Annotated in this window: 19 protein-coding genes and 1 tRNA gene; 12 read left to right on the top strand and 8 right to left on the bottom strand. The window is 59.4% G+C overall.

Annotated features, from left to right (window positions below; translation table 11 throughout):
• The first annotated feature begins 481 nt into the window (after positions 1–481).
• From mgtA to KBP52_RS08100, 5 genes are all read left to right on the top strand, one after another.
• The gene (gene mgtA, locus KBP52_RS08120; RefSeq protein ID WP_212622571.1) at positions 482–3,181 is read left to right on the top strand and encodes a magnesium-translocating P-type ATPase; all 2,700 of its coding nucleotides are present in this window, start codon (positions 482–484) and stop codon (positions 3,179–3,181) included.
• Positions 3,182–3,308: 127 nt separating this feature from the next.
• The gene (locus KBP52_RS08115) at positions 3,309–4,025 is read left to right on the top strand and encodes an MgtC/SapB family protein (protein WP_007913384.1); all 717 of its coding nucleotides are present in this window, start codon (positions 3,309–3,311) and stop codon (positions 4,023–4,025) included.
• A 187-nt stretch (positions 4,026–4,212) separates the two neighbouring features.
• Positions 4,213–4,656, top strand: a complete 444-nt coding sequence (locus KBP52_RS08110) for a chemotaxis protein CheY (protein ID WP_077571897.1) — start codon at positions 4,213–4,215, stop codon at positions 4,654–4,656.
• Between the two features lie 135 nt (positions 4,657–4,791).
• The gene (locus KBP52_RS08105; RefSeq protein WP_116030994.1) at positions 4,792–5,418 is read left to right on the top strand and encodes a response regulator transcription factor; all 627 of its coding nucleotides are present in this window, start codon (positions 4,792–4,794) and stop codon (positions 5,416–5,418) included.
• A gap of 10 nt (positions 5,419–5,428) precedes the next feature.
• Complete coding sequence (locus tag KBP52_RS08100) at positions 5,429–8,647, top strand: transporter substrate-binding domain-containing protein (protein ID WP_212622570.1); 3,219 nt, start codon at positions 5,429–5,431, stop codon at positions 8,645–8,647.
• Positions 8,648–8,665: 18 nt separating this feature from the next.
• On the opposite strand, the gene dkgB is transcribed toward KBP52_RS08100, so the two are convergent.
• A complete protein-coding gene (gene dkgB, locus KBP52_RS08095; RefSeq protein ID WP_212622569.1) occupies positions 8,666–9,469 on the bottom strand; it encodes a 2,5-didehydrogluconate reductase DkgB in 804 nt (267 codons plus the stop codon).
• Between the two features lie 217 nt (positions 9,470–9,686).
• A complete protein-coding gene (locus tag KBP52_RS08090; protein ID WP_077571901.1) occupies positions 9,687–10,595 on the bottom strand; it encodes a LysR substrate-binding domain-containing protein in 909 nt (302 codons plus the stop codon).
• 105 nt (positions 10,596–10,700) lie between these two features.
• Between KBP52_RS08090 and KBP52_RS08085 the strand changes: the two genes are divergently transcribed.
• The 3 genes from KBP52_RS08085 (at position 10,701) to KBP52_RS08075 (ending at position 13,941) form a co-directional block, all read left to right on the top strand.
• Positions 10,701–11,567: a pirin family protein gene (locus tag KBP52_RS08085; RefSeq protein ID WP_212622568.1), complete on the top strand. Its 867-nt coding sequence runs from the start codon at positions 10,701–10,703 to the stop codon at positions 11,565–11,567.
• A gap of 86 nt (positions 11,568–11,653) precedes the next feature.
• On the top strand, positions 11,654–12,280 hold the full coding sequence (gene ycaC, locus KBP52_RS08080) for an isochorismate family cysteine hydrolase YcaC (protein WP_212622567.1): 627 nt from the start codon (positions 11,654–11,656) through the stop codon (positions 12,278–12,280).
• A 218-nt stretch (positions 12,281–12,498) separates the two neighbouring features.
• Positions 12,499–13,941, top strand: coding sequence for a mechanosensitive ion channel family protein (locus KBP52_RS08075; protein WP_212622566.1), 1,443 nt, complete (start codon positions 12,499–12,501; stop codon positions 13,939–13,941).
• 5 nt (positions 13,942–13,946) lie between these two features.
• Here KBP52_RS08075 and KBP52_RS08070 read toward each other — a convergent pair whose 3' ends face one another.
• On the bottom strand, positions 13,947–14,528 hold the full coding sequence (locus KBP52_RS08070) for a GNAT family protein (protein ID WP_077571905.1): 582 nt from the start codon (positions 14,526–14,528) through the stop codon (positions 13,947–13,949).
• 129 nt (positions 14,529–14,657) lie between these two features.
• On the opposite strand from KBP52_RS08070, the gene xth reads away from it, so the two are divergent.
• Both xth and KBP52_RS08060 read left to right on the top strand, forming a co-directional pair.
• On the top strand, positions 14,658–15,452 hold the full coding sequence (xth, locus tag KBP52_RS08065) for an exodeoxyribonuclease III (protein ID WP_212622565.1): 795 nt from the start codon (positions 14,658–14,660) through the stop codon (positions 15,450–15,452).
• A gap of 101 nt (positions 15,453–15,553) precedes the next feature.
• Positions 15,554–16,387 (top strand): arylamine N-acetyltransferase, encoded by an 834-nt coding sequence (locus KBP52_RS08060; protein WP_212622564.1) that lies wholly within the window; start codon positions 15,554–15,556, stop codon positions 16,385–16,387.
• Here KBP52_RS08060 and KBP52_RS08055 read toward each other — a convergent pair.
• Positions 16,384–16,710: a BrnA antitoxin family protein gene (locus tag KBP52_RS08055; RefSeq protein ID WP_212622563.1), complete on the bottom strand. Its 327-nt coding sequence runs from the start codon at positions 16,708–16,710 to the stop codon at positions 16,384–16,386. The genes KBP52_RS08060 and KBP52_RS08055 overlap by 4 nt on opposite strands.
• Before the next feature lie 3 nt (positions 16,711–16,713).
• Complete coding sequence (locus tag KBP52_RS08050; protein ID WP_077571908.1) at positions 16,714–16,998, bottom strand: BrnT family toxin; 285 nt, start codon at positions 16,996–16,998, stop codon at positions 16,714–16,716.
• Positions 16,999–17,252: 254 nt separating this feature from the next.
• On the opposite strand from KBP52_RS08050, the gene KBP52_RS08045 reads away from it, so the two are divergent.
• Complete coding sequence (locus KBP52_RS08045) at positions 17,253–18,776, top strand: nucleobase:cation symporter-2 family protein (RefSeq protein ID WP_077571909.1); 1,524 nt, start codon at positions 17,253–17,255, stop codon at positions 18,774–18,776.
• A gap of 228 nt (positions 18,777–19,004) precedes the next feature.
• On the opposite strand, the gene KBP52_RS08040 is transcribed toward KBP52_RS08045, so the two are convergent.
• Positions 19,005–19,080 (bottom strand) — tRNA-Asn (locus KBP52_RS08040).
• A 219-nt stretch (positions 19,081–19,299) separates the two neighbouring features.
• Between KBP52_RS08040 and KBP52_RS08035 the strand changes: the two genes are divergently transcribed.
• A complete protein-coding gene (locus KBP52_RS08035; RefSeq protein WP_077571910.1) occupies positions 19,300–19,530 on the top strand; it encodes a hypothetical protein in 231 nt (76 codons plus the stop codon).
• Here the strand turns inward: KBP52_RS08035 and KBP52_RS08030 are convergent.
• Positions 19,527–19,727: a hypothetical protein gene (locus tag KBP52_RS08030; RefSeq protein WP_053118898.1), complete on the bottom strand. Its 201-nt coding sequence runs from the start codon at positions 19,725–19,727 to the stop codon at positions 19,527–19,529. The genes KBP52_RS08035 and KBP52_RS08030 overlap by 4 nt on opposite strands.
• 224 nt (positions 19,728–19,951) lie before the next feature.
• The gene (locus KBP52_RS08025) at positions 19,952–21,148 is read right to left on the bottom strand and encodes an amino acid aminotransferase (protein ID WP_077571911.1); all 1,197 of its coding nucleotides are present in this window, start codon (positions 21,146–21,148) and stop codon (positions 19,952–19,954) included.
• Positions 21,149–21,170: the final 22 nt, after the last annotated feature.

Here is a 21,170-nt window from a genome sequence, read left to right as displayed (position 1 = left end):
CGATGGGGCTCCCGAAAACACCAGAGTTTCACAATCCTGAACCCTTCCTGAACATCCGCCACATTCCCCGACACACCTCCTTTTGCGGGTTTACTCTCCAGACATCGGGGCGTAAGCTTCGCGCGTTTTCATCAATAGCGGAGACCCACAGTGGGTACTTGTTCGAGTGACAGTTGTCGGCCGGTCTCGGTAACCGGCAGATTCTCGGCAAGATAACGCGCAGACTTTCTCTGTCGTTGTCTCGCCGTAAAAGCGAGCAGCGGCATCCCGTGCATGACCCGTCCTGGGCCATGTCTGGACGTTCCTTCTCATCGACGCTGAACAGAGCGTGGTTTCGACTTCACTGTCGTGATCGCAGCCCTATCGACACGCCTGTCTTTTCTGACCGGCGCGCCAGGCCTTGCCGTGCCGGTTTTTCCGGCGGGCGAGGCGCGGCCGTACCTGCTTGACGGTTTCCCGGCTGACCATAGGGGCAACAGCCATGAAACTTACGCTCAAGGAATTCTTCGCAGGTTTTCTGCGGACCCGCCACATCGCCCGGCACTTCCGTCGCCTGGCGCTGCTGGAATCGATCAACGACACCACGGTCAGCCGTGAAGTCCCGCCCACGCTGGCCAACACGTTGGTCGATGCCGCGCATTGCGACAGCGGTGTACTGCTGTCGTCACTCGGCACGCATTCCGATGGCCTGACCGATTTCGAAGTCGATGCGCTGCGTGCGCAATACGGCCTCAACGAAGTCGAACACGAGCAGCCGCTGCCATGGTGGATTCACCTGTGGCACTGCTACAAAAACCCGTTCAACCTGCTGCTGACCCTGTTGGCGGTGATCTCGTGGTTGACCGAAGACCTCAAAGCCGCCGTGGTGATTTTCTCCATGGTGGTGCTGTCGACGCTGCTGCGCTTCTGGCAGGAAAGCAAATCCAACCAGGCCGCCGACGCGCTGAAAGCCATGGTCAGCAACACCGCGACGGTGATGCGCCGTGACGCGCCGCGCAGCGAATTGCCGATTAAACAACTGGTGCCGGGCGATCTGATCGTCCTCTCGGCCGGTGACATGATTCCTGCCGATTGCCGCGTGCTCAGCGCCAAGGATCTGTTCGTCAGCCAAGCGGCGATGACCGGCGAATCGATGCCGGTGGAGAAGTTTCCGCGTCAGGCTGATCGCGACACGCGCAATCCGCTGGAACTGGACAACATCCTGTTCATGGGCACCAACGTGGTGTCCGGCACAGCGGTGGCGGTGATTCTCACCACTGGCAACAGCACCTATTTCGGTGCGCTGGCTCAGCGTGTCGGCGCCACTGATCGCGCGGTCACTTCATTCCAGCAAGGCGTGAATAAAGTCAGCTGGCTGTTGATCCGTTTCATTTTCGTCATGGCGCCGCTGGTGCTGTTCATCAACGGTTTCACCAAGGGTGACTGGACTGAGGCGCTGCTGTTTGCGTTGTCGATTGCGGTGGGGCTGACCCCGGAAATGCTGCCGATGATCGTCACCTCGACGCTGGCCAAAGGCGCGGTGTTTCTGTCACGGAAAAAAGTCATCGTCAAACGTCTTGATGCGATCCAGAACTTCGGCGCGATGGACGTGCTGTGCACCGACAAGACCGGCACGCTGACCCAGGACAAGATCTTCCTCGCGCGCAATGTCGATGTCTGGGGCGCCGATTCCGACGACGTGCTGGAAATGGCTTACCTCAACAGCTACTACCAGACCGGTCTGAAAAATCTGCTGGATGTCGCGGTGCTGGAACACGTGGAAATCCACCGCGAACTGAAAGTCGGTACGGCGTTTCGCAAGGTCGATGAGATCCCGTTCGACTTCAATCGTCGGCGCATGTCGGTGGTGGTCGAAGGCCGTGGCCAGCCACATCAACTGATCTGCAAAGGCGCCGTGGAAGAAGTCCTGGCAGTGTGCAGCCGCGTGCGTCACGGTGAGGTCGATGAAGCCTTGAGCGATGAATTGCTGACCCGGATTCGTCAGGTCACCGCAGCATTCAACGCTGAAGGCTTGCGCGTGGTGGCCGTGGCCGCCCGCTCGATGCCCGAAGGTCGGGAGATTTACAGCCTGGCTGATGAACAGGAACTGACGCTGATTGGTTACGTGGCGTTCCTCGATCCACCGAAGGAAAGCACCGCGCCAGCGCTCAAGGCCTTGGCCGAACACGGTGTGGCAGTGAAGGTGCTGACCGGCGATAACGAACTGGTGACGGCGAAGATCTGCCGCGAAGTAGGTCTCGCTCAGCAAGGTTTGCTGCTGGGCAACGACGTCGAGCGCATGAGCGATGCCGAACTGGCGGTGGCGGTAGAAACCACCAATGTCTTCGCCAAACTGACGCCGTCGCACAAGGAGCGCATTGTGCGCATCCTCAAAGGCAATGGCCACGTGGTCGGCTTCATGGGTGACGGCATCAACGACGCGCCAGCGCTGCGCACTGCCGACATCGGCATTTCCGTGGACAGCGCAGTGGATATCGCCAAGGAAGCCGCCGACATCATCCTGTTGGAAAAGAGCCTGATGGTGCTGGAGGAGGGCGTTCTGGAAGGGCGGCGCACCTTCGCCAACATGCTCAAGTACATCAAGATGACTGCCAGTTCCAACTTCGGCAACGTGTTCTCGGTGCTGGTCGCCAGTGCGTTCATTCCGTTCCTGCCGATGTTGCCGATGCACCTGCTGGTGCAGAACCTGCTCTACGACATTTCGCAGATTGCCATTCCATTCGATAACGTCGATGAGGACATGCTGAAAAAACCACAACGCTGGCAGCCGGGTGACGTCGGGCGCTTCATGCTGTTCTTCGGCCCGATCAGTTCGATCTTTGACATCACCACGTTCGCCTTGATGTGGTACGTATTCGATGCCAACACCCCGGATCACCAGACGCTGTTCCAGTCCGGCTGGTTCGTGGTCGGGTTGCTGACCCAGACGCTGATCGTGCACATGATCCGCACGCCGAAGATTCCGTTCCTGCAAAGCCGTGCAGCCCTGCCGCTGCTGGTGATGACCGGGATCATCATGGCGGTCGGCATCTTCCTGCCGATGGGGCCGCTGGCGCACTACTTCAAATTGCAGGCGCTGCCGTCGCTGTACTTCGTGTTCCTGCCGGTGATCCTGCTGGCGTACATGGCGCTGACCCAGGCAGTGAAAGGTTTCTACATCCGCCGGTTCGGCTGGCAGTAATGCTGCCCCCCTGTAGGAGTGAGCCTGCTCGCGATAGCGGTGTTTCAGTCAATATTGCGGTGACTGACACACCGCTATCGCGAGCAGGCTCACTCCTACAGGGATCGCGTGTTTTCAAGGATTTTTTATGCAAGCCATCAACAACCTCAACCTCGATTCGCTGCTCGACACCCTCGTCAGCCTCAGCGCTGCATTCATTCTCGGCGGTCTGATCGGCTTCGAGCGCCAGTACCGGCAACGCACCGCCGGCCTGCGCACCAATGTGCTGGTCGCCGTCGGCGCAGCGATTTTCGTCGACATGGCCAACCGTCTCGCGGGTGCCGAAGGCGCGGTGCGCGTGGTTGCCTACGTGGTCTCCGGCATCGGCTTTCTCGGCGCCGGGGTGATCATGCGCGAAGAGGGCAACGTGCGCGGCCTCAACACTGCCGCGACCCTGTGGACCTCCGCAGCGGTCGGCGCCTGTGCCGGGGCCGATCTGCTCGCCGAAGCCGTACTCGGCACGCTGTTCATCCTCGCCGCCAATACCTTGCTGCGGCCGATCGTCAACAACATCAACCGTCAGCCACTGGACGTGGTCTCGGCGGAAGTCACCAATATCGTCTACGTCATCGCCCGCCGCTCCCAGCAAACCGCCGTGTTCGCCTTGCTTGAAGCGGAGCTGGAGCGCAGCAACTACCCGGCCAGCGACGTCGATGTGCATGCGTTCGGCGCCGATGAAATCGAGATCGAAGCGACGCTGGCGACGACGTCGGTCGATGGTGATGAACTCGACGCTCTGGTGGCGCGGATTTCCACATCGGCGCTGGTGGTGCAGGCGTTCTGGAGTCCTAGCACTACTGAATAAAAGTACTACCGAATAAACCGCTCTCCATCTTCCAGGGGGTTGAGACGGTCACCAAAGCGTCGAGTGATGGTCAGGCTCGTTGAGCCTGCGATGAATAACCGTATTTTTCGGAATATTCCTACAGAACCGGCCCCGGGGCTTGCGTAGTCTTGCCGCACCCAGAAACCGTGACCCCGGGAGATTGACCATGATCAATAAAGCCCTGCGCATCCTGATCGCCGACACGCAGCATTTCCACCGGATGAAAATCGAGCGTCTGTTCAACAGCCTCGATTATTACCGTGTGGCTCCGGCACAGAGCCTGACCGAACTGCTGACGCTGGTGGACTTCGGGTGCGAGCCGTTCGATGCGGTGGTCATCAATGCCGAACTCGCCAAGGGCTCGCTGGATCTGCTGGGTTTTTTCCTGGATAACCCGCAGGTTCGTCAGGTGCTGATCTACAACGAAGCCACGGCGCCGTTACAACAGGCCTCGGGTTTCGCCCGGGAAAATGTGCAAGTCAGCCATTTGGCACTGCCCTCAAAACAGTCGATCAGTCAGCTGATGGCGTTGGTCGATACACCTGCGAGGCGGCAAGTGTTGTCAGCCAGCCAGCCGTACTCGTCGGTGAAAATCGTTGCTCATGCATAAAAACTCACTGGCCGCAACTGTCAGGTCTGACAGGTGATTTGCTCGCCGTTCCATGTAACAGTCCCGGCGCAGCCACTGAGTCTGGATCAGCCCCCATCGGTGGCCTGTTCGTCAGACTTTGCACCGGGAGTGGCCATGAAGTCAGCGCTGATCGTCGACGATCATCCGGTGGTGCGCGCCGCCATCCGGATCGTGTTGCAAGCCGCAGGATTCAAGCAGATCTACGAGGCGTCCCAAGGCAACGAGGTGGTGTCGCTCATTCGGGAACACCAGCCTCGATTGGTGATACTCGATCTGAATTTGCCGGGAAGCAACGGGCTGCAGGTTCTTGCCAGGATCAAGGCCAATGATTTTGCTTGCCGAGTGCTGGTGTTCAGTACACACGAACCCATGTTCTATCAGGATCGCTGCGTACGGGCCGGAGCCATGGCCTACGTGACCAAAACCAATCAACTGGAGCAACTGCGCAACGCCATTCGAGCTGTGATGTCGGGCCACACCTATTTTTCCTCACTCCCGGACAGTTTCAGTACGCTGAATGCCGTGCAAACCACGGAAAAACAGATGATCGATCAGCTTTCCGACCGTGAGTTGAGCATTTTTCAGCAATTGGGACAGGGCAAGTCCAACAAGGCGATTGCCGAGGACATGCACCTGAGCCACAAGACCGTGAGTACCTACAAGACCCGTCTGATGAAAAAACTCGGGGTCAGTTCAGCAGTGCACTTGCGCGATTTCGCCAAGCGCAATCATGTGATCTGAGCGACCGCACATGAGGCCGGGCCGCTGGATTATGTGTTTGGGCTTGAGCCTGATGGCCACCTGCTGGGCCAGTGACACGCCGCAGGTGCTGCAATTGCTGAGCCGCACCGGACTGGAAAACGTCCAGCTGCGCCTCGACGAACAGGATCGCCAATGGCTGCGTCAGCACCCGGTGCTGCGCATGGGGATTTCCGGGCCGGATTACCCGCCGTTCGAAATTACCCGCAATCAACAGGAACTCGAGGGGCTGACTGCCGATTACGCAGATCTGCTGGCGCAATTGCTCGGCGTGCGCATCGAAGTCCAGCGTTTTGCCAACCGTGACGCGGTGATGACGGCACTTAAACGCGGCGATCTCGATCTGCTGGGCACGTCCAACAGTTTTGAAGCCGCCGACCCCGCCTTCATCCTGTCCCGTGCCTACGCTGAAGATCAGCCGATGCTGGTGACCCGGCTCGGAGAACAATTGCCGAGCGATCTGGCCGGCAAGCGTCTGGCCATGGTCGAGGACTATCTGCCGCTGGCGAGCGTGCAAGCGTTTTATCCCTTGGCAAACGTGCAGCTTTACCCTTCGGCGATGGATGCGCTGGGTGCGGTGGCCTTTGGCGCGAAAGACGGTTATCTGGGCGACTTAACCAGTGGCAACTACCTGATCAACACCAATTATCGCAACGACCTGCAACTGGCCGGTCCTGCGGGGCTGGATGCCCTTTCGTTCAGCTTTGCCCTGTTGCGCAGCGATGCGCGCCTCAAACGCATCGTTGACAAGGCACTGGCGGCCATTCCCATGGAGCGTCGCCAGCGCATCGAGCAACGCTGGAGCGTAGGCCAGGCCGAGATGGCTGAGCAGAGCCGGGTGCAACTCAGTGCCAATGAACAGGAGTGGCTGGACCAGCATCCCGTGGTCCGGGTCGGCGCCATCGAAGATTTCGCACCGCTGACGTTTTTCGATGCCGATGGCCGTTTCAGTGGGCTGACGGCGCAACTGCTGAGTTTGATCAGCCAGCGCAGCGGGTTGAACTTCGAGATTGTGCGCGGAACGTCGCTGGATCGTCAGATCGAACAGCTCAAGGCCGGTGAACTGGATGTGTTGCCGGTGGTGACGCCGAGCAGCGAGCGCGAAACCGAACTGCAATTTACCCGCGCCTATCTGAACAATCCGTTTGTGCTGGTCAGTGCAATTACTGCGCAAGGGCCGCTCAATCTTGATGATCTGGCAGGCAAGCGGCTGGCCATTTATCGCGGTCATCCGTTGCGCAGTTATCTCTTGGGGCGCGTGCCGCAGATCCGTCTGGTCGACGTCAAAAGCCCCGCTGAAGGCATGGCATTGATTGCCAAAGGCCAGGTCGACGCCACGGTGAGTTCGTTGCTGGTGGCACGCTTTCTGATCGCACGTCACTACCGCGAGCGCCTGCGCATTACGGGGACCATCGGCGATCAACCGGCGCGCATTGCGTTGGCGACGGCCCCGCAGATGCTGGCACTGCATTCGATCCTGAACAAGGCGCTGTTGAGCATCGCCCCGCAACAGATGGACGAACTGGTGGAGCGCTGGAGCCACGATGTGGTGGTGGAAGGCAGTTATTGGTTACAGCATCGTCGCGAGATTCTCCTAGGCTTCGCCGGCGCGGCGGTGTTGTTGGCGCTGGCGCTGGGCTGGATCGTTTTTCAGCGGCAACAGATTCGCCGGCGACAGCAGTGGCTGCAGCAATTGCAGGAGGCCAAGGACGCCGCTGACGACGCCAATCGGGCCAAAACCACGTTTCTGGCGACCATGAGCCATGAAATCCGTACACCGATGAATGCCTTGATCGGCATGCTCGAACTGGCCTTGAAGCGCGCCGAGGAAGGCGTGACCGATCGATTGGCGATTCAGGTGGCGTCCAATGCCGGGCAACAATTGCTGGCGCTGATCGGCGATATTCTCGACATCGCGCGGATCGAGGCCGGGCATTTGTCCCTCGCCCCCGAACGCGCCAACCTGCGCGAGCTGGTGGTGTCGGTGTGCCGGGTGTTTGAAGGGCTGGCGCGGCAGAAGCGTTTGCTGTGGCACATCGAACTCGATGCTCGCAGCAATGTGGACGTGCTGATCGATCCGACGCGCTTCAAGCAAGTGCTGTCGAATCTGCTGAGCAATGCGATCAAGTTCACCGAGGAGGGCGAGGTCAGCCTGCGACTGGTGGTGACCACAATGGCCGCCGAGCACCTGGCGGTGAAAGTCGTCATTGAAGACAGCGGTGTGGGGATCAGCCAAGACGATCGGCGACGGCTGTTCAGCCCGTTCGTACAGGCGAGCCATGATTCGAAAACCGCACGCAGCGGCTCCGGACTGGGTCTGGTGATCAGTCGCAGTCTCTGCGAAATGATGGGCGGCACGCTGCGACTCGACAGTACACCGGGCGCAGGAACACAGGTCGAAGTCAGTCTCGAACTGCCGCTGTTGGAAGCCCTCGCACAGGCCCCGGAGCCCTCAGACACTGCGCTCACCGCGACGTGTTCACTGAATGTTCTGGTGGTGGACGATCATCCGGTGAACCGCTTGCTGTTGTGCTGGCAGTTGAGTGAACTCGGCCATCGTACGGTCGACACCGAGAACGGCGATGAAGGGCTGGAGCGCTGGCGGGCGCAAGCGTTTGATGTGGTAATCACCGATTGCAACATGCCGCGGCGCAACGGTTATCAACTGGCGCGGGCGATCCGTGATGAAGAGTCGCTTGCCGGCCGCCAACCCTGTCTGATTCTTGGTTTTACCGCCAACGCGCAGGTCGAGGAGCGGATGCGTTGCCTGCATGCCGGCATGGACGAATGTCTGTTCAAACCGATCCGCTTGCATGACCTGGCGCAGGCATTGGCGGCGGCCAGTCATTGCGACATCGCGGTTGACCCCGGCGAAACGCCGGTGCTGGCGGAAATCGACCTGAGCACCCTGGAGCAAATGGCCGGGGATGATCGTGGCTTGATCGAACAATTGCGCAAGGAAGTGTTGAACAGTTTGCAACTCGATCTGCAACGTCTTGCTGATTTGCAACCTGAGCAGGATCGCGCAGGGCTGCGTGAACTGACTCATCACATCAAGGGCGGGGCGCAGATGGTGGGCGCGGCGCAAGTAGTGGCGGCGTGTGTTGATCTGGAGCTGGCGAGTCAACAGGCGCAAGCGGCCACGCTGGGCATCGCAGTCGAGACGTTGCGCAAGGCCATGACCGGTCTCGCGCAACGTCTGCAGGCCTGAACGGGCAATATCGCCGGATCAGTCCCAGTCTGGTGCGATGCCTTTCGGGCTTGTCAGGCGATGGCCGCGATCAAGCGTGGCAATCAGCGTCATGTCGTTTTCGCTCAACGTCAGCGCGGTGGCGGCAAGGTTGCTTTGCAGGTTGGCGCGTTTGGTCGACGACGGAATCACCGCGTAGCCCGACTGCATCGCCCAGGCGAGGGTGACTTGCGCCGGGGTGGCCTGCAGGCGCTCGGCGATTTGCTGGATCAGCGGATCTTTCAGCACTTCACCGTAAGCGAGGGTCATGTACGAAGTGATGTGAATGCCTTGGCTCTGTGCAAACTCGACGACTTTACGGTTTTGCAGGTACGGGTGCAGTTCGATCTGGTTGGTCGTGATGTTGTCGACACCGACCGCAGCAATCGCCTGCTTCATCAAATCGATGGTGAAGTTGGACACACCGATCTGCCGGGTCAGGCCCAGGCGTTTGGCTTCCAGCAGGGCGCCCATGAATTCTTCCACCGGGACCTGGTTATCCGGCGACGGCCAGTGAATCAAGGTCAGGTCGAGGTAGTCGGTCTGCAATTTCTGCAGGCTGTCCTTGAGGCTGTCGATCAAGCGATCCTTGGCGAAGTTGGCGACCCAGATCTTGCTGGTGAGGAACAGCTCTTCGCGCGGGATGCCACTGGCGGCGATGGCCTGGCCGACATCGGCTTCGTTTTCGTAGATTTGCGCGGTGTCGATGACCCGGTAGCCGAGTTCAAGGGCGGTGCTCACTGAGTCAATGACGACCTGGCCTTGCAGGCGAAACGTGCCAAGGCCGAAAGCGGGAACAGACATGAAAGACTCCAGGGTTGCAGTGGGAATGGCCGGGAGTATCCGTGTCTGTATCGTTGAGAAAAACCGCTGGTGGGGCAAAGCACTGTTGATCAGAAGTCATGAATCATTTCCAGGGTTTGTGTTGTCCGGGTTGGCCTCTTCGCGAACAGGCTCGCTCCCACATTGCAATGCGTGCTCTTGTGGGAGCGAGCCTGCTCGCGAAGGGCGCACCACCGATTCAGGCAATGTCGCTGTGGGCAAACTCCTCCCCGAGAAAATCAATCAACGTCCGCACCGACGGCAACAACCCGCGCCGCGACGGAAAGATCGCGTGCACCACCCCGCATTTCGGTGCCCACCCCGGAATCAACTCCACGACTCGTCCGGCGGCAATGTCCTCTCGCACGACTACGCTTGGCAGATGCGCCACGCCAACGCCGGCAATCACCGCCTGACGCAAGGCAATCAAGTCATCGGTGACCATCCGCGGCGTATGCCGAATCAGCGCCGTGTTGTCATTCGGCCCAAGCAGTTCCCACTGATATTCACGCTGCGCCGCGCCCCAATGCAGGCTCGGCAGGCCATTGAGGTCAGCAGGCGAGGGCGGTGACGACAGACGTTCGACAAACTGTGGGCTGCCGACCACCGATTGCATGCTGTTGCCGAGCACTTTCATGACCATGTCGGTGTTTTCCAGTGGCGGAAAGCGCACTCGCAGGGCGATGTCGAAACCTTCGTGCAGCAGATCGACACGGCGGTTGGTGCTCTCGATAAACAACTCCACCAACGGGTACTTGAGCATGTAGCGCGTGAGCATCGGCCCGACCCAGGAGTTGAGCAGCGCCGTCGGGCAACTCAGGCGCACCAGCCCTTGCGGTTCCGAGCGGTTGCGCTCGATCAGTTCGGCGGCGCTTTCGGCTTCGACGCGCATGGCCAGGCAGCGCTGGTAATAGGCCTGGCCGATTTCCGTCAACGAGCAATGGCGGCTGGTGCGATGCAGCAGGCGCACGCCGAGGCGTTCTTCCAGTTCGGAAATCCGCCGGCTGAGTTTTGATTTGGGCATGTCCAGTGCGCGGCCTGCGGCGGCGAAACCATGATGTTCGACCACTTGGGTGAAGTAGTAGAGGGTGTTGAGGTCTTCCACCATCGTTCTCCAGATAGAACGCTAAGGCTGATTTTTGCAGTCTAGTGCATTAATGCCCATGGATTTAAGCTTAATCCATCGCGTCACTCACCCAAATTGGAGACAACCATGAAAAACATCATCGGTATCTACACCAGCCCGCGCGGCCATTGGGTCGGCGATGGTTTCCCGGTTCGCACGCTGTTTTCCTACGACAACCTGGGCAAACACATCAGCCCGTTTCTGCTGCTCGATCACGCCGGCCCGGCCGATTTCACCCCGACCAGCGAACGGCGTGGCGTTGGTCAGCATCCGCACCGTGGTTTCGAAACCGTGACTATCGTGTATGAAGGCGAAGTGCAGCACCGCGACTCGATCGGCAGCGGCGGCGTGATCGGCCCGGGCGATGTGCAATGGATGACGGCCGCTTCCGGGATCCTCCACGAGGAATTCCATTCGGAAAACTTCGCCAAAACCGGCGGCAAACTGGAAATGGTCCAGTTGTGGGTCAATCTGCCGGCCAAGGACAAAATGGCCGCGCCGGGCTACCAGACCATTCTCGACAGCGACATCCCGAGCATCGCGCTCAAGGACAACGCCGGCAGCCTGCGCCTGATCGCCGGTGAGTTCGAGGGCCACAAAGGCCCGTCGCGCACCTTCACACCGATCGATGTGTGGGATCTGCGTCTGAACGCCGGCAAGTTGCTGACGCTCGATCTGCATGAAGGCCGCAATACCGCGCTGGTGGTGCTGAAAGGCTCGGTTCAGGTCAACGCTGTGGAAGCGGTGCGTGAAGGGCAATTGGCGCTGTTCGAACGTGACGGCCAGCAACTGACCCTCGAAGCCAGCCAGGACGCCGTGGTGTTGCTGCTCAGCGGCGAGCCGATCGACGAACCGATCGTCGGCCATGGCCCGTTCGTGATGAACACCGAGCAGGAAATCCACCAGGCGTTCGCCGACTTCCAGTCCGGCCGCTTCGGCCAGATGCACGCTTAACGCACCACCACTCCGCTCTACACAGGACGCGTAGGCCGGTTCGCAGGCCAGGGATGGCTGTTGCCTATAGAAAAGAGGAAACGCACATGAACACTCAATACAAACGTCTGGACAAGAACAACGCAGCGGTGTTGCTGGTCGACCATCAGGCCGGGCTGCTGTCGCTGGTGCGCGACATCGATCCGGACAAATTCAAGAACAACGTGCTGGCGCTGGCCGATCTGGCCAAGTACTTCAAACTGCCGACAATCCTCACCACCAGTTTTGAAACCGGCCCGAATGGCCCGCTGGTGCCGGAACTCAAGGCACTGTTTCCCGAGGCGCCATACATTGCCCGTCCGGGGCAGATCAACGCCTGGGACAACGAGGATTTCGTCAAGGCGATCAAGGCGACTGGCAAGAAGCAGTTGATCATTGCTGGTGTGGTGACCGAGGTCTGCGTGGCGTTCCCGGCGCTGTCGGCGATAGAGGAAGGTTTTGATGTGTTCGTGGTCACCGATGCCTCGGGCACGTTCAACGAACTGACCCGCGAATCGGCGTGGAATCGCATGTCCTCGGCCGGCGCGCAATTGATGACTTGGTTCGGGCTGGCCTGCGAACTGCATCGCGACTGGCGCAACGACATTGAAGGGCTGGGCACGCTGTTCTCCAACCATATCCCCGACTACCGCAACCTGATGACCAGCTACAGCACCCTGACTAACGGTAAATAACCCAGGCCTTACGCAATACCTGTAGGAGTGAGCCTGCTCGCGATAGCGGTGGGTCAGTCAAAGAGATTTCGACTGATACCCCGCCATCGCGAGCAGGCTCACTCCTACATGGGTTTTGCGGTGTTTTTGCGTGGGCGTTCATGCTCTGAAATCAATTGCTCCTACACTTGCTCAATCTGTGCGATCTTCTCGCGATTGGCCCCCGTCGGAGTTGTTTGATGCTGTCGCTGCTCACCGAACATCCGTTGTTCTGCGCGTTGATCCTGATCCTCCTCGATCTGGGCCTGTGGCGTCTGATCTCCTCCCATGGCAGCGAGTGGAAACTGCTGGTGCGGGTGCTGATTTTCACTCTGTTCAGCGTGCTGCTGTTCAACGAAGGCCTCAACCCGATGGAGCCCGCACCGTGGGCCGACAACGTGCCGCTGCATTTGGCGGCGACCGGGTTGCAGATTGGCTGGTGGCTGTTCGGTGCGCGCACTCTGACGGTGTTGATCGGCGCGGTGATGATGCAGCGGGTCGGCCACACCGGGCGGCTGTTGCAGGACTTGCTCGGCGCGGTGATTTTCCTTATCGCGATCATCGCGGCGCTGGCCTATGTGCTGGATCTGCCGGTCAAAGGCGTGCTGGCGACGTCTGGCGCGTTGGCGATCATCGTCGGTCTGGCCTTGCAGAGCACGCTCAGCGATGTGTTCTCCGGGATCGTCCTCAACACCACCAAGCCGTATCAACTGGATGACTGGATTTCCATCGACGGCACCGAAGGCCGGGTCACCGATATCGACTGGCGTGCCACGCGCCTGCAGACCAGCCAAGGCAGCATGGCGGTGATCCCCAACTCGCTGGCGGCCAAGGCCAAGATCATCAACTTCAGTCGGCCGAGCAATATGTTCGGCGTCGCAGTCAGCGTGCAGGTCAGCCCGCATGCGCGGCCCAATTCGGTGATCGATGCGCTGGAGCGGGCGATGCAGGGCTGTCGCCAGTTGCTCGACACACCTGCACCGAGCGTCGCACTGAAAAGCTCAGGCAGCAGCGGTGCGGAATACGAGATCAGCGGTTTCGTCGCCTCCATGGGCGAGAAGCGTGTGGTGCGCAATCAGCTGTTCGACCTGGCGTATCGGCATTTGCAGGCGTCCGGGGTCAATCTGCTGTCGAGTGATGAAAGCAGCGCGCCGACTAACCTGTCGCGGCCACGGGCACTGCTCGACAGTTCGCCGATCTTCTCGACCCTGCGCCAGGAGGAGAAAGACACCTTCAGCCAGAACATGAACCTGCAAACCTTCCGTGCCGGCGAAGTCATTCTCGCGGGCGGCGAGGTCAGCGATCATCTGTTCATTATTGAGTCCGGTGTGGTGTCGGTGACGTTGAAACGTCACGGTACGCCGTTCGAGTCCGGGCGTATGGGACCGGGGGAGGTGATTGGCGAGGCTGGGATCTTGTCCGATACCGCGTTGCCGGCGGACTTTTCGGCGAAAACCTTTTGCGTGCTGTACCGCATCGAAAAGTCCTACCTCAAGCCGTGCCTCGACGCCCGCCACGACATCAACGATGCGATGCAAGCCTTGCTCGATTATCGCCTGCACAAGGCGCAATCGCTGACCGAGGAAACGCCGGTGGTCGCACCGAAAAAAGGCTTTCTGCAATGGCTGCGCAATCGTACCTGAATGTTTTACGCGTAGGCGGCGAGTTTCTGCTCCAGATGCAAGCGCACCTGCGGCCACTCGTCGTCGATGATGCTGAAACGCACCGAGTTGCGCTTGCGCCCGTCCGGCATTATTCGTTCGTGGCGGACAATGCCTTCCTGCTGTGCGCCGAGACGCAGAATCGCGTTGCGCGACTTCTGGTTGTTCTCGTCGGTGGTGAACTGCACGCGCACGCAACCGAGGACTTCGAAGGCGTGACGCAGCATCAGGTACTTGGCTTCGGTGTTGACGAAGGATTTCTGCCAGCTCGCCGCGATCCAGCTGCTGCCGATTTCCAGCTTGCGATTGAGCGGGTCGATCTTCCAGAAGCGCGTCGAGCCGATGACTTGGCCGCTATCTTTCAACACGATCACGAACGGCATCACCGTGCCGGCATCACGGCCATCGAGGGCTTTTTTCAGGTAGCTGTCGACGGTGCTTGCTGAAGGCACCACGGTGACGGTGAGGTTCCACAATTCGCCGTCAGCGGCCGCATGGAGCAGGGCGGCGGCATCTGAATACTCAAGCGGGCGCAGGAGAATGCGCTGACCTTGCAGCGTGGTTTTCATGGGGATCAGGTCTCGGCGGAGCGGGCGAATGGCGAGGGCCTATTACGCCGCATCGGGTGGATCCGATGCAACCGCCACGATGTTCACGAGGTCACAGTTTTCACAGCCCATGGGCAGGAGCCTCAGTTGATGAAAAACCTGCGGATCGCCACCTACAACGTCAACGGTTTACGCGCTCGTTTGCCGAATCTGCTGGATTGGCTCAAGCGCGAGCAACCGGACATCGCCTGCCTGCAAGAACTCAAATCTGTCGACACGGCGTTCCCCGCCGCCGAACTGGGAGCCGCCGGTTACGGCGCAATCTGGCAGGGACAAGCCGCGTGGAACGGCGTGGCGATTCTTGCCCGTGACGCGCAACCGCTGGAGAGTCGGCGCGGTTTGCCCGGCGATCCCGACGACAAGCACAGTCGTTATCTGGAAGCGGCGGTGCATGGGGTGTTGGTCGGGTGTCTGTACCTGCCGAATGGCAACCCGCAGCCCGGACCGAAGTTCGATTACAAACTGGCGTGGTTCGAAAGGCTGATCAGCTACGCGAAGGACCTGCAAAGCAGCGATCACCCGGTGGTGCTGGCGGGTGACTACAACGTTGTGCCCACTGACATGGACATCTACAACACCCGCTCGTGGCTCAAGGATGCGTTGCTGCAACCCGAGAGTCGCGAGTGTTATCAGCGTTTGCTCGATCAGGGCTGGACCGATTCGCTGCGCCATCTGTATCCCGAGGATCGCCTCTATACGTTCTGGGATTACTTCCGCCAGCACTGGCAAACCAATTCCGGTTTGCGCATTGATCATCTACTGCTCAATCCGGCGCTGAGTCCGTATTTGCACGAGGCCGGGGTAGATGCCTGGGTGCGCAACGAACCCCACGCCAGTGACCATGCGCCGACGTGGATCCGTATCGGTTCACGGAAAAAACGCTAGCGGGCGATTGGCGAAATCAATTGTCGGAACCAGTGCCCGATCCCGTATACATGGCGACCATCAACGCAGTGAACTGCGGCCCCATGCATAAGGACCGAGCAATGAGTGAGCCTCGCCTGACGAATCTGAAGTTGTACCTGCAACGTCTCGGTTTTGAAGCGCCACCGGAGCCGACACTGGACACCCTGCGACTGCTGCAATTGCGCCACACCGGCGTGTTTCCTTTCGAGAACCTGGCGACGATTAGCGGGGCGCCGGTGTTGATCGACCTGCCGTCCATCGAAGAAAAAATCCTCGTCGGTGGCCGTGGTGGTTACTGCTACGAACTCAACAACCTGTTCTTTGCCTTGTTGCTTGAACTGGGCTTCGACGCACGCGCTATCAGCGGGCGCGTGGTGATGAATCAGCCCGAAGGCAACTGGACAGCGCGCACGCACCGCTTGAGTCTGGTGACCATCGACGATGTGCGCTACATCACCGATGTCGGTTTTGGTGGCATGGTGCCGACTGCACCGCTGCTCCTCGACACCGAGTCGGAGCAAGCGACCCCTCACGAACCTTATCGCATTGAAAAACAACCCGACGGCTACATGCTGCGTGCCAAGGTGGCGGGGGAGTGGCGATCGATGTACCTGTTCGATCTGCAACGCCAGGAAGACATCGATTACACCATTGGCAACTGGTACGTCTCGACACATCCTGAGTCACCGTTCAGTCAGCGCCTGATGGTCGCGCGCACCGGGGAGGGCTGGCGCAAGACGCTGAACAACGGCAGCTTCGCCTTCCATCGCATGGGTGCCAATAGTGAGCGGCGCGAAGTGACGCAGGTCGATGAGCTGATTGAGTTGCTGGCGCGCGAATTTGCTCTGCACCTGCCGGATCTACCCCACACGCGGCAGTCTCTGGCGCGGATGATCGAGCCCGTGTCTGGCTAGGGCTTGGCTTCTGGCTCCAGAACTCGGCGGATTTCCCCGACCGCTGCCGACAGTTTTTTCTCGAGACTCTTGAGGTCTGCGGCGGTGATGCCTTTCTTGAATTGCCCGCTTGATTCGGCTTGTTCCGGTTTTTCAATCGCATCGAGCAGGGCATGACGCAGGGTGTTATTGATTACCGTCTGATAACCGAACCCTTCGCTCTCCGCGGCCGTACGCGCCGCTTCGATGACGGCGTCATCCAGCATGATGGTAATGCGCGTTTTACCCTTGTTGGGCGCCACTGCACCGCGTTTGCCCTGAGAGAAGTCATATTCGTCTTTCATCGGTCAAGCCTCCAGAAAATAAGCGCAACGTTCGCTGGGTGTGGCGACACGTGCAGAAATGATTCGAACGACATTCGCATCCCGGTAACTGTAAGCAACGACCAACAAGCGCCCTTTGCCGTTGAGGCCAATAGTGATCCAGCGCTGTTCGTCATGGTCGTTGTCCTCGACCGTCAGTGCTCGTTCGTCGTGCAAGACCGGTTCAGTTTCGGCGAGGCTGACGCCTTTGTGCTTGAGTTTGTTGGCTGCGTTCTTGCTTTTGTCGTACTGAATAGTGAATGACTTCATTATGCATACTTTATATGTATAAAAAAGAGTGCGACCGCGCCGCTGGTCGCCATGAACACTTCAGCCTAGTGGGCGTTGGCGCAGACACAGAAGCGCATGTGTTGCCGGATTTGTGGGGGATGCAAGCGGCGGGATAGAAGGTTGGGTGGCTACCTATCCATTATGTGACTGATAAGTTGTATACAACTCTATGGACATTTGTCGTGAGTATTGAATACAGTGTGCGCATAACAAAAACCAGGGAACCCCCCACCATGAAAACGCCCCATGTTTCACACCAACGGCCCGAGGACGAAAATCTCGGGGTCGGCGCGAATATGGCTTACGGCCTGCAACATGTTCTGACCATGTACGGCGGTATCGTTGCGGTGCCACTGATCATCGGCCAGGCGGCCGGCCTGTCGCCGGCAGACATAGGTTTGTTGATTGCTGCTTCATTGTTTGCGGGGGGGCTGGCGACGCTGCTGCAAACCCTGGGTCTACCGTTTTTTGGCTGTCAGTTGCCGCTGGTACAGGGTGTGTCGTTCTCCGGTGTGGCGACCATGGTTGCAATCGTCAGCAGTGGCGGGGAGGGCGGCTTCCAGTCGGTGCTCGGCGCAGTGATTGCGGCGTCCTTGATAGGCTTATTGATCACACCGGTGTTCTCGCGCATCACCAAGTTCTTCCCGCCGCTGGTCACCGGCATCGTGATCACCACCATCGGCCTGACGCTGATGCCGGTGGCCGCACGCTGGGCCATGGGCGGCAACAGCCACGCGCCGGACTTCGGCAGCATGCAGAACATCGGTCTGGCGGCGGTCACGCTGGTATTGGTGCTGCTGCTGAGCAAGGTCGGCAGCTCGACCATCTCGCGTCTGTCGATCCTGTTGGCCATGGTGATCGGCACGGTGCTGGCGGTGTTCCTCGGCATGGCGGACTTCTCCAACGTCACCACTGGCCCGATGTTCGGCTTCCCGACGCCGTTCCATTTCGGCATGCCGACCTTCCACTTCGCCGCGATCCTGTCGATGTGCATCGTGGTCATGGTGACGCTGGTAGAAACGTCGGCAGACATTCTGGCGGTCGGTGAAATCATCGGCACCAAGGTCGATTCCAAGCGTCTGGGCAATGGTTTGCGCGCGGACATGCTGTCGAGCATGTTTGCGCCGATCTTCGGTTCGTTCACCCAGAGCGCTTTCGCCCAGAACGTCGGGCTGGTGGCGGTCACCGGGATCAAGAGCCGTTACGTGGTCGCTACGGGCGGTATCTTCCTGGTGATCCTCGGCCTGCTGCCGTTCATGGGCCGGGTCATCGCGGCGGTGCCGACCTCGGTACTCGGCGGCGCCGGTATCGTGCTGTTCGGCACCGTGGCGGCGAGTGGTATCCGCACGCTGTCCAAGGTTGATTACCGCAACAACGTCAACCTGATCATCGTCGCCACCTCGATCGGTTTCGGCATGATCCCGATTGCCGCGCCGAACTTCTACGATCATTTCCCGAGCTGGTTCGCGACCATTTTCCACTCGGGCATCAGCTCGTCGGCGATCATGGCGATCCTGCTCAACTTGGCATTTAACCACTTCACGGCGGGCAACTCGGATCAGCAATCGGTGTTTGCGGCGGCGGAAGAGCGGACTCTGCGTTATCGCGATCTGGCGGCGCTGCGTGAAGGCGATTACTTCAGCGACGGCAAGCTGCATGACTGCGATGGCAAGGAAGTGCCGGTGATCGAGCCGGATGATCACGATCATGGGCACGGTGCGCCGAAGGTGCAGGTGAAGAGTAGCGAACACGTCTGACGGCTGTCTCTAAACAAAAAGGGCCGATCTGTTAAACACAGATCGGCCCTTTTTCATTTCAAGATCAAAAGATCGCAGCCTTCGGCAGCTCCTACACAGATCTCATACTCCGCCGATTCTACGGATGAACGCTGAATCTGTAGGAGCTGCCGAAGGCTGCGATCTTCTGATCTTTTCCATCGCCCACAAAAAAGCCCCTGAATCTTTCGATTCAGGGGCTTTGCTATTTGGCTCCACAACCTGGACTCGAACCAGGGACCCAATGATTAACAGTCATTTGCTCTACCAACTGAGCTATTGCGGAATTGGTGCGTATGTTACTGATTCAAAAAGAGAAGTCAAGCATCGGTTGCAAAAATGATTGAATTCTCGGGACGGACGGTGGTTTGTCAGCGATTGGCGGTTACCAGAACCGTAGCAGAGGTCTACCATGGCCGCCCGGAAGTGGTGACACGCGCTGCCGGCCATTCGCCGAAAAGGTATGCGCCATGAAGCATTCAATCCGCAACAACGAGGTGTTCGCATGAGCATCGCGCAAATCAGCCTGCCCAAAGGCGTCGGCCCACACGCCGAAAAACTCTTCGACGCAATCACTCAGGCTGGCACCGCTGAAGAATTGAACCGCGCCGGCGGCAAGGCCGAAGGTTTTGTCCTCGGCCTGGAAAGCACCAAGGCGATCAAAAGCCAGATCGCCGAATCGCTGTACGTCGTCTATGACGATGCCGCGACTCAGCGCGCGAGCGAACTGGCTTAACTGCCGAAGGTAATAGTGCCCAGCATCAGTTTGGCGTAGGCCGCGGTGGCTGCCAGTTGCACCAGCCACAGCACTAGGCCACCCAGGAAGACGCCGGCGGCGACTTGCAGCACCAGGCTTTTTTCGCGTTTGGCCGAGGCGCGAGGGATGAAATCATCCAGATCGTCACGGTCGGCGCGCAGGTTGTCGTTTTTCATATGGTTTCTCTCAAAAATCTCGAATGTACGCATAACCTGTGGGAGCGAGCCTGCTCGCGAATGCGGTGGGTCAGTCGCCATCATTGTTGGCAGACAAACCGAATTCGCGAGCAGGCTCGCTCCCACAATTTGGATTGTGTGCAGTCTAGAGGTTGTGGGGATTGTTTCGTGACAATAAAAAACGGGAAGCCCCAAGGCTTCCCGTTTTTCATCACGCGCTGAAATCAGATGACCTGAACAATCGCATCCGTCACAGCCTTGATGTTGCTCTGGTTCAGCGCGGCCACGCAGATGCGGCCGGTGTCCAGGGCGTAGATGCCGAACTCGTTACGCAGGCGATGCACTTGCTCAGTGGTCAGGCCAGAGTAGGAGAACATGCCGCGCTGACGACCGACGAAGCTGAAGTCGCGGCCCGGGGCTTTCTCGGCCAGCAGGGCAACCATCTGCTCACGCATGCCGCGAATGCGCAGACGCATTTCAGCCAGTTCCGCTTCCCACTGCGCGCGCAGTTCCGGGCTGTTCAGCACAGCGGCGACGATGCTGGCACCGTGGGTCGGCGGGTTGGAGTAGTTGGTGCGGATCACGCGTTTGACTTGCGACAGTACGCGCGCGCTTTCTTCTTTCGATTCGCTGATGATCGACAGGGCGCCAACGCGCTCGCCGTACAGCGAGAACGACTTGGAGAACGAACTCGACACGAAGAAAGTCAGGCCAGATTCAGCGAACAGACGCACGGCAGCGGCGTCTTCGTCGATACCGTCGCCAAAACCCTGATAAGCCATGTCGAGGAACGGCACGTGACCTTTGGCCTTGACCACTTCCAGCACGTTGTTCCAGTCCGCCGGGGTCAGGTCGACGCCGGTCGGGTTGTGGCAGCAAGCGTGGAGGATAACGATCGAGCCGTTCGGCAGGGCGTTGAGGTCTTCGAGCATGCCGGCACGGTTAACGTCGTGGGTGGCAGCGTCGTAGTAACGGTAGTTCTGCACTGGGAAACCGGCGGTTTCGAACAGCGCGCGGTGGTTTTCCCAGCTCGGGTCGCTGATCGCCACAACGGCGTTCGGCAGCAGTTGCTTGAGGAAGTCGGCACCGATTTTCAGCGCGCCGGTCCCGCCGACGGCCTGAGTGGTGATGACGCGACCGGCGCTGATCAGCGGCGAGTCGTTACCGAACAGCAGCTTTTGCACGGCTTGGTCGTAGGCAGCGATGCCATCGATCGGCAGGTAACCGCGCGAAGCGTGTTGAGCGGCGCGAACGGTTTCGGCTTCGATCACGGCGCGCAGAAGTGGAATTCGCCCCTCTTCGTTGCAATACACACCCACGCCCAGGTTGACCTTGGTGGTCCGGGTATCGGCGTTGAATGCTTCGTTGAGGCCCAGGATTGGATCGCGGGGTGCCATTTCGACAGCGGAGAACAGGCTCATTATTGCGGCGGCTCTGAATGGA

It is taken from the genome of Pseudomonas sp. SCA2728.1_7 (assembly GCF_018138145.1).
Lineage (GTDB): Bacteria > Pseudomonadota > Gammaproteobacteria > Pseudomonadales > Pseudomonadaceae > Aquipseudomonas > Aquipseudomonas koreensis_A.
This window is presented reverse-complemented; position numbering and strand designations above follow the sequence as displayed.

Excerpts from the sequence above, each read along its gene's own strand:
- KBP52_RS08025 (WP_077571911.1), bottom strand. The coding sequence starts at position 21,148 with ATGAGCCTGTTCTCCGCTGTCGAAATGGCACCCCGCGATCCAATCCTG.
- KBP52_RS08045 (WP_077571909.1), top strand. The coding sequence starts at position 17,253 with ATGAAAACGCCCCATGTTTCACACCAACGGCCCGAGGACGAAAATCTC.
- ycaC (WP_212622567.1), top strand. The coding sequence starts at position 11,654 with ATGAACACTCAATACAAACGTCTGGACAAGAACAACGCAGCGGTGTTG.
- KBP52_RS08100 (WP_212622570.1), top strand. The coding sequence starts at position 5,429 with ATGAGGCCGGGCCGCTGGATTATGTGTTTGGGCTTGAGCCTGATGGCC.
- KBP52_RS08105 (WP_116030994.1), top strand. The coding sequence starts at position 4,792 with ATGAAGTCAGCGCTGATCGTCGACGATCATCCGGTGGTGCGCGCCGCC.
- KBP52_RS08060 (WP_212622564.1), top strand. The coding sequence starts at position 15,554 with ATGAGTGAGCCTCGCCTGACGAATCTGAAGTTGTACCTGCAACGTCTC.
- KBP52_RS08090 (WP_077571901.1), bottom strand. The coding sequence starts at position 10,595 with ATGGTGGAAGACCTCAACACCCTCTACTACTTCACCCAAGTGGTCGAA.
- xth (WP_212622565.1), top strand. The coding sequence starts at position 14,658 with ATGAAAAACCTGCGGATCGCCACCTACAACGTCAACGGTTTACGCGCT.
- dkgB (WP_212622569.1), bottom strand. The coding sequence starts at position 9,469 with ATGTCTGTTCCCGCTTTCGGCCTTGGCACGTTTCGCCTGCAAGGCCAG.
- KBP52_RS08110 (WP_077571897.1), top strand. The coding sequence starts at position 4,213 with ATGATCAATAAAGCCCTGCGCATCCTGATCGCCGACACGCAGCATTTC.
- KBP52_RS08035 (WP_077571910.1), top strand. The coding sequence starts at position 19,300 with ATGAGCATCGCGCAAATCAGCCTGCCCAAAGGCGTCGGCCCACACGCC.
- KBP52_RS08050 (WP_077571908.1), bottom strand. The coding sequence starts at position 16,998 with ATGAAGTCATTCACTATTCAGTACGACAAAAGCAAGAACGCAGCCAAC.
- KBP52_RS08070 (WP_077571905.1), bottom strand. The coding sequence starts at position 14,528 with ATGAAAACCACGCTGCAAGGTCAGCGCATTCTCCTGCGCCCGCTTGAG.
- mgtA (WP_212622571.1), top strand. The coding sequence starts at position 482 with ATGAAACTTACGCTCAAGGAATTCTTCGCAGGTTTTCTGCGGACCCGC.
- KBP52_RS08085 (WP_212622568.1), top strand. The coding sequence starts at position 10,701 with ATGAAAAACATCATCGGTATCTACACCAGCCCGCGCGGCCATTGGGTC.
- KBP52_RS08115 (WP_007913384.1), top strand. The coding sequence starts at position 3,309 with ATGCAAGCCATCAACAACCTCAACCTCGATTCGCTGCTCGACACCCTC.
- KBP52_RS08075 (WP_212622566.1), top strand. The coding sequence starts at position 12,499 with ATGCTGTCGCTGCTCACCGAACATCCGTTGTTCTGCGCGTTGATCCTG.
- KBP52_RS08055 (WP_212622563.1), bottom strand. The coding sequence starts at position 16,710 with ATGAAAGACGAATATGACTTCTCTCAGGGCAAACGCGGTGCAGTGGCG.
- KBP52_RS08030 (WP_053118898.1), bottom strand. The coding sequence starts at position 19,727 with ATGAAAAACGACAACCTGCGCGCCGACCGTGACGATCTGGATGATTTC.